Here is a 13,639-nt window from a genome sequence, read left to right on the forward strand (position 1 = left end):
GGTGTCCAGGGGTTAGCGGCGCAGCACGCCGAGCCGGCGGATGGCCTCGTCGAGGGTGTCGTCGCGCTTGCAGAACGCGAAGCGCACCAGGTGATTCCACGCGTCGGCGTGCTCGGCGCCGGGGTCGCAGAACGCCGACATCGGAATCGCGGCCACCCCGGCCTTGTGCGGCAGATCGGCGCAGAACGTCGTGCTGTCGTCATAGCCCAGCGGGCGCGGATCGGCGCACAGGAAGTAGGTGCCGTAGCTGTCGTGCACGTCGAAGCCCAAATCGTCCAGCGCGCTGCCGAGCCTGTTGCGCTTGTTCTGCAACGAGTCCCGCAGCGCCTCGACCCAGTCCTGTTCGGTGTTAAGTGCATGCGCGATCGCGGGCTGAAACGGTGCACCGCCGACATATGACATGTACTGCTTGGCGGCGCGTACGCCAGCGATGAGGTCGGCTGGGGCGCAGGCCCATCCGATCTTCCAGCCGGTGACGTTGAACATCTTGGCTGCGCTGGAGATGGTGACCGTGCGCTCCCTCATGCCGGGGTAGTTGGCCAGCGGCACATGGCGGCGCTGATCGAACACCAGATGCTCGTACACCTCGTCGGTGATGACGAGCAGGTCGGCCTCGACGGCGAGTTCGGCCAAGGCCTGCAGTTCGGCGTCGCTGGCGACCATGCCGGTCGGGTTGTGCGGCGAATTGACAATGAGCGCCTTGGTATTCGAGTTGACCGCGCGGCGCAGCTCGTCGACGTCGATTGCGAAGCCTCGCCCGTCTTGCAGCATCGGCACCGCGCGTCGCTGGCAGCCTGCCATCGCGATGACGGGGGAGTAGGAGTCGTAGAACGGCTCGATCAGCAGAACTTCGGAGCCGGGTTCGACGAGGCCGAGCACCGATGCGGCGATGGCCTCCGTCGCGCCGACCGTGACGAGCACTTCGGTGTCGGGGTCGTATTCGGTGCCGAACTGCCGCTTGCGCTGCGCGGCGATGGCTTCCCGCAGCGGGGCGATGCCGAGGCCTGGCGGATATTGGTTGACGCCCTCGGCGATCGCGTTCTCGGCGATCTTGAGCATCGCGGGCGGGCCGTCCTCGTCGGGGAAGCCCTGGCCGAGGTTCACCGCGCCGATGCGGGCCGCGAGCGCCGACATCTCGGCGAAGACCGTGACCGCGTAGGGCTGCAAGCGGGAGACCGTCACGGAAGTCGAGCGTAATGCCCCGCGGATGCGGCGCCAGCAGCCGCTGGTCAGGTGGTGAACAGCCGCGCCGAACGGGTCTCGTGCCGCATCCCGCTGACCTCGAGCGCAGGCGCGCTGCTGTAGACGTCGTCGAGCCTGCGCAGGCACGCCTGATCGGCCAACACGACGATCCGCGCTGCGTGACGCGCCTGGATCCGCTGGCTGTGCAGTGGGCCCAACCGTCCGAGGCGGACCGCGACGCTGAACATCGACCCCATCATCGACCGGATCGATCCGAGCACCGCGGTGCGCACGGTAATGCCCATGACCGCCTGTAGTGCCCCCTCGACAACCGCGCAGTGCCCCTGCGTTGCGCCGGCGATCACCGCGTCCAGATACCCGAAGCCGTCGACGAGCGCGCTCGATCGGGCCGCAGACGCCAACTGCCGGCCGGACGACTTGGATGCGATTCTGGCGTTGTCGAAGAGCTTGTAGCTCGCAGTGAGTTCGTCGAGCGCGCACAGCGCATCGCCGTCCGGGGCGGCGCGCCAGGCCGCGGCGGTGATCACGGCGTCCAGCGGTGCGTAGGAATGGGTCAGGTAGTCCAGCACCGCGGCAGCGACCTGGTCGGCGTCGGCATCGGGACGCGTGGCCAGCCACTCCTCCAGGCCGTGGCTGTGCACCATCCGGCCGGCCGGAAACGCGCTGTCGTGCAACTGCATCCACAGCGTAAGCGCGACGGCCGGGTCAGTGGTGATGGCCGGCATGGGCATCCGCCGACGTCCGGGACCACCCGTGCGTGGCCATGGCGACGGGCCTGACGTCGGCGGTGATCTGCAGCTCGGCGAGCATCCGCCTGGCCGTCGACTCGCTGGTGAAAAGCGGCGCAGCGACCCTGTCGTGGCCGACGTCGATCGGTGCGTGCTGGTTGCCCAGCAGATATCCCAACAGCAACATGCGCCGTGCGCCGTCTGCGCCGCAGTTGTCGTCGAACCGGACCGCGAGTGCGGGCTCCTCGGGCCGCCGCACCACGACGATCTGCTCGCCGTCGTCGGCCAGCACGGCGCCGTCGTGCAGAAATGTGCTGCGCGGCAGGATGATTCGCACCTGCATACCGGTGTCCGTGCAACCGATCTGGCGATGCTTTGCGGCGTCGCCCCAGCCGATGTCGAGGTAGTGACACCTCCTGTGGGTGAACCGGTCCTCGCCGACGTCGCCGACGATGGACCTGACCTCAATCACTGCGGCACCTCCTCGCCGTTTTTGGTGACGAGAAGTTCTGCACGGGTGGCGTCGAACAGAAGCTGACGGGCCCGATGCAGTTCCGGTGCCCGCCGCGCCGTCAACCGAACCAACACCCCCGCATCACCGGGCAGACGGCCCGCACCGCCGCAGCAGCCGTCGAGGCCGTCGAGCACCGCGCGCACGGACTGCAGCAGCATGTCATGGGAGCGTCCTGGTGCGGCGGCGACGAACGTCGCCAGGTAGTCGTCGACGAGACAGCCGGGTGCGCAATTGTTTCCGGGCCGGATGACCTGCCGGTCGCGGGCCACGACACGGCCACCGGTGCGCAGCGTGAACGCGTTGTCGTAGCAGTTGTACCCGAACCGTTCGCCGTGGGCGATGCGCCCCGCCGCCACCGCCTCCCAGCCGAGATAGATTCCGCCGGGCTTCACGTCGACGTCGACCTGCTGCGTGAACGACGCGTGGGCATGCGGGATCACCGTGAGTGGGTAGTACTCCAGCACCGCGCCCGCAGCGACGGTGAACTCGAGCCGGTGTCGAGCACCAGGCCCGTCGCCGGCGAACACCTGGGTGGCGGCCTGCGTGGTCAACCGCAGGTGACTGCCGATGTCGCAGCGGACGGTGGTGTGCAGATCGTCGTCGGGAAACACCCCGCCGCTGGGGCTCTGCACGCACAGCGTGGCCGCGCCGGGATGGTCGGGCTGACAGCGCAGCGGACTGGTGACACGTTGCGGGTAGCGCTGGCGCAGAGACACCATGCGGGTGCGGCCCGTCGCGTCGGCGACCGCCTCGATGGCGAGTTCGCCCGGCGCGATCATCGGTGCTGTCATGAGGGCTGTCACGAGGCGCCGACCGTCAGCATCGCGCCGTCGATCAGCCGGTCGACCAGGTCGTCCAGACCCGATCCGGTACGCAGGTCGGTGAACACGGTCGGTTTGCTCGGGCGCGCGACGGCGCAATCGCGCCGCATCGTCTCGAGGTCGGCGCCGACAAGCGGTGCGAGGTCGATCTTGTTGACCACCAACAGATCCGACTGCAGTAGCCCGATTCCCTTCTTGCGGGGGATGTCGTCGCCTGCAGCGGTGTCGATGACGAAGACCCAGTAGTCGACAAGGTCGGAGGTGAACGTGGCGGCCAGGTTGTCCCCGCCGGATTCGATCAGGATCACATCGAGTTCGGGGAACTCGTCGCAGAGCCGCTGAGCGGCAGCGAGATTCGCCGACGGGTCCTCGCGGATCGCGGTATGCGGGCAGGCGCCGGTTTCGACAGCCAGCACACGGCTGGGGTCGATGACGCCGCTGCGGCGGACCCGCTGGGCGTCCTCGTCGGTGACCAGGTCGTTGGTGATGACCGCGACGCTGAGACCGGCGTCGCGCAGGCGCGGCAGCACCGTCTCGACCAGCCGCGTCTTACCCGATCCGACCGGTCCGCCGATGCCGATCCTGACAACGTCGACCATGTTGTGCTCCTCGCTATTTGAGGCTATTTGAGCGTGTAACGACGGCCGAGCGGCACTCGGCTCATCGGTGTGCTCACACACGGCTGCCCGTCGACCGTGACGCGGTAGGTATCGGGTTCGATGGTGATGTCGGGCAGGTAGTCGTTGTGCAGCAGGTCCGCCTTGGTCAGCGCTCGCGCGCCGCGGCATCCGACGAGGCGGGTCTGCAGGCCCAACTTCTCGCCCAGGTCCGCGTCGACGGCCGCTTCGGCGACGAAGTTCACCGACACGTCCGCGGGCGTGCGACCGTACGCCGCCCACTGCGGGCGGTAGCGCAACGGCTCACACGTCATCAGCGAGGCGTTCGCCTCACCCATCACCGACCACGCCGGGAACCCGCCCTTGAACACCACCTCGGGCCTGATGCCGAAGAACTTCGGTTCCCAGAGCACGATGTCGGCCAGCTTTCCCGGTTCCAACGAGCCGACTTCGTGGTCGATGCCGAACAGCCTGGCGGGGTTGATGGTGAGTTTGGCGATGTAGCGCAGGATGCGGGCGTTGTCGGCGCCGGTGCCCTCGTCGCCGGGCAGCGCACCGCGGGTGGCGCGCATGTGTGACGCGAGTTGCCATGTGCGCGCCACCGTTTCACCGATGCGGCCCATGCCCTGGGAGTCCGAGCCCATCGCCGAGATGGCCCCGAGGTCGTGCAGCACGTCCTCGGCGGCGATGGTCTCGCGCCGGATGCGTGACTCGGCGAACGCCACGTCCTCGGGGATGCGTGGGTTGAGGTGGTGGCAGACCATCACCATGTCGAGGTGTTCGTCGAAGGTGTTGAGCGTGTAGGGGTTTGTCGGGTTGGTCGATGACGGCAGGCAGTACGGTTCACCCACGACGCGCATGATGTCCGGTGCGTGGCCACCGCCCGCGCCCTCGGCGTGGTAGGTGTGGATCGCCCGCCCGCCGATCGCGGCCATCGTGTCCTCGAAGAACCCGGACTCGTTGAGCGTGTCGGTGTGGATCTGCACCTGCAGGTCCAGCTTGTCGCCGGCGTCCAGCGAGGCCCGGATCGCCGCCGGTGTGGCGCCCCAGTCCTCGTGGATCTTGAAGCCGATCGCCCCGGCCAGACCCTGTTCGATCAGGGGAGACGTGCTGGATGCGCTGCCGTTTCCGATGAACCCGAAGTTCATCGGAAATGCCTCGGCGGCGCGCAGCATCCGCGCGAGATTGTTCGGGCCGGACGAGGTGATCCCGACGGTGACCGGGCCCAGCCCGCCGCCGATCATCGTGGTGACCCCGCTGGAGATGGCTTCCTCGACCAACCCCGCGCTGTCGAAGTGCACGTGAACATCGATGGCGCCCGCGGTCGCGATCATGCCCTCGCCGGACCGGATGTCGGTGCCTGCGCCGATGACGAGTGCGGGGTCGACGCCGTCCATGGTGCGGGGGTTGCCGGACTTGCCGACCCCGGCGATGCGTCCGTCGCGAATACCGATGTCTGCCTTGCGGATCCCCAGAACAGCATCGACGACCAGCACGTTGGTGATGACGAAGTCCAGCGCGCCGTCGGCGTTGGTGACGTCGCCGTGCACCGCCATGCCCTCGCGCATGGTCTTGCCGCCGCCGAACACGGATTCGTCGCCGTAGACCGTCGCGTCGTGCTCGACTTTGGCCAGCAGTTCGGTGTCGGCCAACCGGACACGGTCCCCGGTGGTGGGCCCGTAAAGTTCGGCGTAATGGCTCCGCGAGATTCGGTGTGCCACATCAACACTCCTGCGTCGAGTCGAGGAATCCCTGTGTGCGCATCCGCTCCAGCAACTCAGCGGGCGCCGGATCCGTCGTCGCACCATTGGTGACGTCGTTCTGGCCGACCACGGTTTGTTCACCGCCGTATCGGGTCAACGAGACCTCCTGTGTCTCACCGGGTTCGAAACGCACAGCGGTTCCGGACGGAATGTCGAGCCGCATGCCGAAACTGGCCGCGCGGTCGAACCGCAGCGCGCGATTGACCTCGAAGAAGTGGAAGTGCGAACCCACCTGGATCGGTCGGTCCCCGGTGTTCTCCACGAACAGGGTCACGCAGGAGCGTCCGGTGTTGAGCTCGAGTTCACCGTCGGCGGGCAGGATTTCGCCGGGCACCACAGTCGGCTCGCTCGGCGTCCGGCTACCGGGTCCGATCGCGTCGTGCACCGTCACCAGCTTCTGGCCGTCGGAGAAGAAGGCCTCGACCTGAACCGAGCCGAGCAGCGTGGCCACCCCGGGCATCACGTCGTCGTCGGTCAGCACGCTCGCACCGTGGGCAGCGGCCTCGGCGACCGTCGCACCCGCGCGGGCCGCCTCGACCACCTCGTCGGCGATCAACGCGCGGGCCTCGGCGTAGCTCAGGGCCAGGCCCGCCGCGCGGTGCTTGCGTGCGAGTTCGGCGGCCAGGAAGAGCAGCAACCGGTCCTCGTCTTTCGGCGTCAGGTGCATCGGTCAGCCCGCGATTCCCTCGGCCCACGCGTAGTTCCGGAGGTACGGGTCCGGTTCGATCGGTTGTGGTGAAGCCCAGATCTCGTAGATCAAGCCGTTGTCGGCGACCCGGCCGATGCGCGCGGTCTTGGTGACGTGGTGATTCTCCCCGTCGATGGTGACCTTGCCTTCGGGAGCGTCGACGGTGATCCCGTCGGCGGCCTTCTGGATGTCGGGCACGGCGAATGAATTCGCTTTTTCCACAGTGGCTTTCCACAACGACACCGCGGTGTAGGCCGACTCCATCGGGTCCGAGGTCACGCGATCGGGCCCGAACCGCGCCTTGAAGTCGGCGACGAACCTGGCGTTCTGCGGTGAATCCAGCGTCTGGTAGTAGTTCCACGACGACAACTGGCCGACCAGCGTGGCGGGACCGATGCTTCGGACCTCTTGCTCGCCGACGCACATCGACATCACCGGCATCGTCTCCGGAGTCAGCCCCGAATTGCGGTACTCGCGGAAGAACGCCACCAGTGAGTCGCCGACCACGACGTTGAACACCGCGTCAGCGCCCGCGCCGCGGATCTTGTTGACGATGGTGGAGAAGTCGGTGCTGCCCAGCGGGGTGTAGTCCTCACCCTTTATCTCGATGCCGTTGGCCTTCGCGTATGCCTTGACGATCGCACTGGAGGTACGCGGGAAAACATAGTCGCTGCCAACCAGATACAGCGACTTGACGCCCTGCTGCTTGAGGTAGTCGAGCGAAGGGATGATCTGCTGGTTGGTGGTGGCGCCGGTGTAGAAGATGTTCGGTGAGTCCTCAAGGCCCTCGTACTGCTGGCCGTAGTACAGCAGCGCGTTGGCGTCTTCGAACACAGGCAGCATCGCCTTGCGGCTTGCCGACGTGTAGCCGCCGAAAACCACTGCGACACAGTCGGACTGAACCAGCTTCTGGGCCTTCTCGGCGAACACGGTCGGTTCAGAGGCGCCGTCTTCGCCGATCAGTTCGAGCCGCTTGCCGAGCACTCCGCCTGCGGCGTTGACCTGCTCGACGGCCAGCACGATCGCGTCCCTGATCACCGACTCGCTGACAGCAAGGCCGCCCGACAGCGAGTTGATCGCACCGACCTTGACGGTGTCGCCGGAGGTGTCGGCGCAGCCTTGGGCCTTCGCGCCGGAGCCTTCCTCGCCTGCCCTGCTGCCGCAGCCCGCCATCACGAGCGCGGCTGTCAGAAGCGCGACCGCTCCGGCCGTCAATTTGCTGCGGGGATGTCTCGTCGACCCGAACATGGTGGTGCCCTCGTCTCTGGGTAGTCCGCTTTCGCGTCGAAACAGTAAGAAGGCGCATAGGACCGCCGCTATGGGAGGAATCTCCTAATTCGGCGCGGCTCTTAGCCTGGCCGCCTCAGCGGTGAAACATAACCGAAACGTGGGCTGCTGAGAATGTGTCCGAAACCGCGATCCAAGTCCGGGGGATCGGAATGACGGGCGCATACGCACAAGTACTGGGAAGCACGGCCAGCCTAAAGACCCGCGCGCACGAAATGCTCGAGACGCTCGGCGCGCGGGCCGCCTCGTCGGCATCGGCGATCTGCCTGTGGGACCCGATCGCGCGCAACCACGTCGCCGTCGCCAATCACGGCTATCCCGAACCGGTTATCACACATCTGAATACGTGGTTCATCGACCACGACCCGCTGTTCGACTCGATGCGCCGTCACAACCTCGGTGCGCTGCGCTGGCGGGACTTCCCGAATTACCGCAGCACGTACTCGGTCACCGACGTGTTCACGCCGGCCGGTTTTGACGAGGGCCTGTCCGCGCGACTGGTGACCGCCGACGGCACCTACGCCGGCACCATCCACGTCAACTGCGACGACCCGCGCTATCCGAGCGACGAGGATGTCTTGGAGATCAACTCGCTGCGGCGGCAGATGGCCGAGCATCTGGACTTCTCGGTGCGTCCGAGGATGGTCGCCGAACTCGTCTCGCCCGATGCCCAGGCATGGGCGGTCGACGACGCCGGACGCGCGCACCTGTTGCGGCTGGGGCAGTTCGACGCGGAATTGAGCGCGGGACTCGTCGCCGACATGGCGGGCGCGGTGCAGGGCCTCGGCGCGCAGCTGCGTCCTGAGGCGAGCCGCTGGCACGACGGCTCGTCATGGCTGTACGTCAGGCACATCACCACCGCGAAGCGATATCGCGAGGACAGCCTCACCGCCATCATGCTGGTGAGCAAAGCGCCTCTGCCCCATGGAATTACCGCCCGCGAGCTCGATGTGCTGACCCTGGCCGCGTTCGGTTTGACCAACAATCAGATTGCGGCGAGGCTGTTCATCAGTGCGCGCACCGCCGGTCATCACGTCGAGAACGCGATCGTCAAACTGGGCGCGGCCAATCGGGCGTCGTGTGTGTCCCTCGCGATGTCGCTGGGCCTGGTTTCCGGACGCGTGCTGGCCGACCTGAACTTCGGTGAGGTGCGGCGACTGGCCTGACCGCGGGGATGAAAGCGGGGAATGAAAGCGGTGTCCCCAGCGCTGTCAGCGGCATGGCCTTCACTCTTGATCTTGATTCGTCCTTGTTGCAGCCGGTGCAGATCGGCGACACCCTCGCCCCGAACCGGATCTTTTTGGCACCGCTGACACGGTCGCGCGCGCAGGCCGACGCGACGCCGTCCGATCTGGCCGCGCAGTACTACGCGCAGCGGGCCGCAGCGGGACTGATCATCAGCGAGGCCACCGCGGTGTCGCGGGCCGCCAACGGCGCATATGTGAACACCCCGGGCCTGTACACCGACGGCCATCAGCGCAAGTGGGCCGAGATCGCCGCCGCCGTGCACGACGCCGCCGGTCGGATGTTCGTGCAGCTATGGCACGTCGGCCGCATGGGTCATCCCGACATCGGCGGCGTCGAGACCGTCGGCCCCTCGGCGATCGCCGCCAAGATCACCGCGCACACGCCGAGCGGCCCCAAGCCGCTGCCGGTCCCGCGCCCGCTGCGCACCGACGAGATCGCAGGCATCGTCGCCGACTTCCGCGCCGCCGCCCGCCGGGCCGTCGACGCCGGGATGGACGGCGTCGAGATCCACTCGGCCAACGGCTATCTATTGCACGAGTTCCTCTCCGATGTGACCAACCGGCGCGACGACGTCTACGGCGGTTCGCCGGCCAACCGGGCCCGGTTGACGGCCGAGGTGGTCGAGGCCGTCGCCGACGAGATCGGCGCCGGGCGGGTTGGGCTGCGCATCTCACCGGGCGGAACTGCGGCAGACATGCGCGAGATCGACGAGGTGTCGGCGTATGAGGCGCTGCTGCATCGGATCGCGCCGCTGCGGATCGCCTACCTGCACGTGCGGATCGACCCGACGAGCACGACGTTCGGCGCGCTTCGGGCGCTCTGGCCCGAGCCGCTGGTGCTCAACGCCGACGGGGTCGACTTCTGCCAGTTGGAGAGCTTCGCCGACTGGGGCGCGATCGCCGCCGCCGCCGTCGGCCGCCGGTTCCTGGCCAACCCCGACCTGATCGAACGGTTGGTTCTCGGCGCCGAGTTGAACGAACCGGACAAGGCGACGTTCTACGCGCCCGGCCCGGTCGGCTACATCGACTACCCGACGCTGGCCGACCTGGACGAGCCGCAATCCGCCTGAGGTAGCGCTCGTCGGGCGCCGAGACCGACGAAATGGCGCCTTCTTCTGGTACTTTCTCGCCCATATGTCGGTTTGGGCGTGATGGGGGGCGTGACGAACCTCCCAACCAACAGGTTGGCCGAGGCTGTTAGGCTGGCCTGCAGTGGACGACCGCCCATGGGGGCAGGCCGCCCGTAACCCCATCTGAACAGGAATTATCTTCATGTCTGAAGAAGCCTTCATCTACGAGGCCATTCGCACGCCTCGCGGCAAGAACAAGAACGGCGCCCTCAACGAGGTCAAGCCGATCAACCTGGTCACCGGCCTGATCGACGAGCTACGCAACCGCTATCCCGACCTGGACGAGACGCTGATCAGCGACGTCATCCTGGGCGTGGTGTCGCCGGTCGGCGACCAGGGCGGCGACATCGCCCGCACCGCGGTGCTGGCCGCGGGCATGCCCGAAACCACCGGCGGCGTGCAGCTCAACCGCTTCTGCGCCTCGGGCCTGGAAGCCGTCAACATGGCCGCCCAGAAGGTGCGCTCCGGCTGGGACGACCTGGTGTTGGCCGGCGGCGTCGAGTCGATGAGCCGCGTACCGATGGGCTCCGACGGCGGCGCGTGGGCCACCGACCCGGAGACCAACTACACGATCGGCTTCGTGCCGCAGGGCATCGGCGCCGACCTGATCGCCACCATCGAGGGCTTCTCCCGCGAGGACGTCGACCGCTACGCGCTGCGCTCGCAGGAACGCGCCGCGGCGGCATGGTCGGGCGGCTACTTCGCCAAGTCCGTCGTGCCGGTGCGCGACCAGAACGGTCTGGTGATCCTCGACCACGACGAGCACATGCGGCCCGACACCACCATGGAGGGCCTGGCCAAGCTGAAGACCGCGTTCGACGGCATCGGTGAAATGGGCGGCTTCGACGACGTGGCGCTGCAGAAGTACCACTGGGTCGAGAAGATCAACCACGTCCACACCGGCGGCAACAGCTCCGGCATCGTCGACGGCGCCGCGCTGGTGCTCGTCGGCAGCGAAAAGGCAGGCACCTCACAGGGTTTGACGCCGCGGGCCCGCATCGTTGCGACCGCGACCAGCGGTGCCGACCCGGTCATCATGCTGACCGGCCCGACGCCTGCCACCCGCAAGGTGCTCGACCGCGCGGGCCTGACGGTCGACGACATCGACCTGTTCGAGCTGAACGAGGCGTTCGCGTCGGTGGTGCTGAAGTTCCAGAAGGACCTCAACATTCCCGACGAGAAGCTCAACGTCAACGGCGGCGCCATCGCGATGGGCCACCCGCTGGGCGCCACCGGCGCCATGATCACCGGAACCATGGTCGACGAACTCGAGCGGCGTAACGCACGACGCGCGCTGATCACGCTGTGCATCGGCGGCGGCATGGGTGTCGCGACCATCATCGAGAGGGTTTAACGACCATGGCACAAAACACCATCAAGTGGGACAAGGATGCCGACGGCATCGTCACCCTGACGCTGGACGATCCCAACGGCTCGGCCAACGTGATGAACGAGCACTACCGCGAGTCGATGCACAACGCGGTGGAACGTCTTGTCGCCGAGAAGGATTCGATCACCGGGGTGGTCATCACCAGCGCGAAGAAGACCTTCTTCGCGGGCGGTGACCTCAATTCGATCATCCAGGCCACGCCGGAGAACGCAGGCGACTTCTTCGACGAGGTCGAGGGCATCAAGCGCGATCTACGCGCGCTGGAAACCCTCGGCAAACCGGTCGTCGCGGCGATCAACGGCGCTGCGCTCGGCGGCGGCCTCGAGATCTGCCTGGCGTGTCATCACCGCATCATCGCCGACGTGCCTGGCGCGGTGGTCGGCTTCCCCGAAGTGACGCTCGGCCTGCTTCCCGGCGCAGGCGGCGTGACCCGTTCGGTGCGGATGTTCGGCATCCAGAAGGCGTTCATGGAGGTGCTGTCGCAGGGCACGCGGTTCAAGCCGGGTAAGGCCCGCGACGTCGGCCTGGTCGACGAGGTGCTGCCGTCGGTCGACGAGCTGGTGCCCGCCGCCAGGGTCTGGATCAAAGCGAACCCGGATGCGCACACTCAGCCGTGGGATGCCAAGGGCTACAAGATGCCCGGCGGCACGCCGAGCAGCCCCGGGCTGGCCAGCATCCTGCCGTCGTTCCCGGCGCTGCTGCGCAAGCAGCTCAAGGGTGCGCCGATGCCCGCGCCGCGGGCGATCCTGGACGCCGCGGTCGAGGGCGCACAGGTCGACTTCGAGACGGCGTGCCGCATCGAGAGCCGCTACTTCACCAAGCTGGCCACCAGCCAGGTCGCCAAAAACATGATCCAGGCGTTCTTCTTCGACCTGCAGACCATCAACGGCGGCGGCTCGCGGCCCGATGGCATCGCCAAGCAGGAGATCAAGAAGGTCGGCGTGCTCGGCGCGGGCATGATGGGCGCGGGCATCGCATACGTGTCGGCCAAGGCCGGCTTCGACGTGGTGCTCAAGGACGTCAGCATCGAGGCCGCCGAGCGGGGCAAGGGCTACTCGGAGAAGCTCGAGGCCAAGGCGCTCGAGCGGGGCAGGACCACCGAGGAGAAGTCGCAGGCGCTGCTGGCGCGCATCACGCCGACGGCCGATGCCGCCGACCTCAAGGGCGTCGACTTCGTCATCGAGGCGGTGTTCGAAGACCCCGACCTCAAGCACAAGGTGTTCCAGGAGATCGAGGACGTCGTCGAGCCCAACGCGATTCTGGGGTCGAACACCTCGACGCTGCCGATCACCGGCCTTGCGACCGGCGTGAAGCGCCAAGAGGATTTCATCGGGATCCACTTCTTCTCACCCGTCGACAAGATGCCGCTGGTCGAAATCATCAAGGGCGAGAAGACCTCTGACGAGGCGCTGGCCCGGGTGTTCGACTACACGCTGGCGATCGGCAAGACCCCGATCGTGGTCAACGACAGCCGCGGCTTCTTCACCTCGCGGGTGATCGGCACGTTCGTCAACGAGGCGCTCGCGATGCTCGGCGAGGGCATCGAGCCCGCGTCGATCGAGCATGCCGGTTCGCAGGCCGGTTACCCGGCGCCGCCGCTGCAGCTGTCCGACGAGCTCAACCTCGAGCTGATGCACAAGATCGCGGTGGCCACCCGCAAGGGCGTCGAGGAGGCCGGCGGTACCTATGAACCGCATCCGGCCGAGGCAGTCGTCGAGAAGATGATCGAGATCGGTCGACCGTCGCGGCTCAAGGGCGCCGGCTTCTACGAGTACGTCGACGGCAAGCGCACCCGGCTGTGGCCGGGGCTGCGGGAGACGTTCAAGTCCGGCAGCACCAGCATTCCGTTGCAGGACATGATCGACCGGATGCTGTTCGCCGAGGCGCTGGAAACCCAGAAGTGCCTCGACGAGGGCGTGCTCACCTCGACCGCCGACGCCAACATCGGCTCGATCATGGGCATCGGCTTCCCGCCCTACACCGGCGGCAGCGCGCAGTTCATCGTCGGCTACGAGGGTCCGGCCGGCGTCGGCAAGGAGGCGTTCGTGGCGCGGGCCAAGGAATTGGCCGCCCGTTACGGCGACCGCTTCACCCCGCCGCAGTCGCTGCTGTAGCTCCACGTACCGCAAGAGCCCCCGAGACGACGAGATCTCGGGGGCTCTTTGCATTGCCGCGTGACCCGTTCGGGTCCAACGGCGCAATAAACATGACAGTGTCTCACTGAGAGCCTTGACACCGCGCAATGCCGCCT

General features: G+C 67.2%; 12 protein-coding genes. 4 read left to right on the top strand and 8 right to left on the bottom strand.

The genetic code is table 11. From position 1 onward, the window contains the following. Positions 1-12 precede the first annotated feature (12 nt). Genes CQY20_RS20885 through urtA form a run of 8 tightly spaced genes read right to left on the bottom strand, consistent with a single transcriptional unit; the run spans position 13 to position 7,582 of the window. Positions 13-1,182: a pyridoxal phosphate-dependent aminotransferase gene (locus CQY20_RS20885; RefSeq protein WP_097941996.1), complete on the bottom strand. Its 1,170-nt coding sequence runs from the start codon at positions 1,180-1,182 to the stop codon at positions 13-15. Between the two features lie 47 nt (positions 1,183-1,229). Continuing rightward, positions 1,230-1,928 carry an urease accessory protein UreF gene (locus CQY20_RS20890; RefSeq protein WP_097942042.1) on the bottom strand — a complete coding sequence of 233 codons (699 nt, stop codon included), beginning with the start codon at positions 1,926-1,928 and terminating at the stop codon, positions 1,230-1,232. After that, positions 1,909-2,403: an urease accessory protein UreE gene (locus tag CQY20_RS20895; RefSeq protein WP_308494471.1), complete on the bottom strand. Its 495-nt coding sequence runs from the start codon at positions 2,401-2,403 to the stop codon at positions 1,909-1,911. The genes CQY20_RS20890 and CQY20_RS20895 overlap by 20 nt, the downstream gene beginning before the upstream one ends. After that, positions 2,400-3,236: an urease accessory protein UreD gene (locus tag CQY20_RS20900; RefSeq protein ID WP_097942044.1), complete on the bottom strand. Its 837-nt coding sequence runs from the start codon at positions 3,234-3,236 to the stop codon at positions 2,400-2,402. The genes CQY20_RS20895 and CQY20_RS20900 overlap by 4 nt, the downstream gene beginning before the upstream one ends. Before the next feature lie 8 nt (positions 3,237-3,244). Then, entirely contained in the window at positions 3,245-3,865 is a 621-nt protein-coding gene (ureG, locus tag CQY20_RS20905; RefSeq protein ID WP_097941997.1) for an urease accessory protein UreG, read from the bottom strand. Positions 3,866-3,888: 23 nt separating this feature from the next. Continuing rightward, positions 3,889-5,604: an urease subunit alpha gene (ureC, locus tag CQY20_RS20910; RefSeq protein WP_097941998.1), complete on the bottom strand. Its 1,716-nt coding sequence runs from the start codon at positions 5,602-5,604 to the stop codon at positions 3,889-3,891. 1 nt (position 5,605) lies between these two features. Then, positions 5,606-6,313, bottom strand: a complete 708-nt coding sequence (locus CQY20_RS20915) for an urease subunit beta (RefSeq protein WP_097941999.1) — start codon at positions 6,311-6,313, stop codon at positions 5,606-5,608. Between the two features lie 3 nt (positions 6,314-6,316). Beyond that, positions 6,317-7,582 (bottom strand): urea ABC transporter substrate-binding protein, encoded by a 1,266-nt coding sequence (gene urtA, locus CQY20_RS20920; protein WP_097942000.1) that lies wholly within the window; start codon positions 7,580-7,582, stop codon positions 6,317-6,319. 191 nt (positions 7,583-7,773) lie between these two features. On the opposite strand from urtA, the gene CQY20_RS20925 reads away from it, so the two are divergent. The 4 genes from CQY20_RS20925 (at position 7,774) to CQY20_RS20940 (ending at position 13,502) form a co-directional block, all read left to right on the top strand. Next, positions 7,774-8,787 (top strand): helix-turn-helix transcriptional regulator, encoded by a 1,014-nt coding sequence (locus CQY20_RS20925; protein ID WP_097942001.1) that lies wholly within the window; start codon positions 7,774-7,776, stop codon positions 8,785-8,787. Between the two features lie 53 nt (positions 8,788-8,840). After that, positions 8,841-9,938 carry an oxidoreductase gene (locus CQY20_RS20930; protein WP_097942002.1) on the top strand — a complete coding sequence of 366 codons (1,098 nt, stop codon included), beginning with the start codon at positions 8,841-8,843 and terminating at the stop codon, positions 9,936-9,938. Positions 9,939-10,140: 202 nt separating this feature from the next. Continuing rightward, positions 10,141-11,352, top strand: coding sequence for an acetyl-CoA C-acetyltransferase (locus tag CQY20_RS20935; RefSeq protein ID WP_097942003.1), 1,212 nt, complete (start codon positions 10,141-10,143; stop codon positions 11,350-11,352). A gap of 5 nt (positions 11,353-11,357) precedes the next feature. Further along, entirely contained in the window at positions 11,358-13,502 is a 2,145-nt protein-coding gene (locus CQY20_RS20940) for a 3-hydroxyacyl-CoA dehydrogenase NAD-binding domain-containing protein (protein ID WP_097942004.1), read from the top strand. Positions 13,503-13,639: the final 137 nt, after the last annotated feature.

The sequence above is a fragment of the Mycolicibacterium agri genome (assembly GCF_002553505.1).
In the GTDB taxonomy this organism is placed as follows: Bacteria; Actinomycetota; Actinomycetes; order Mycobacteriales; family Mycobacteriaceae; genus Mycobacterium; species Mycobacterium agri.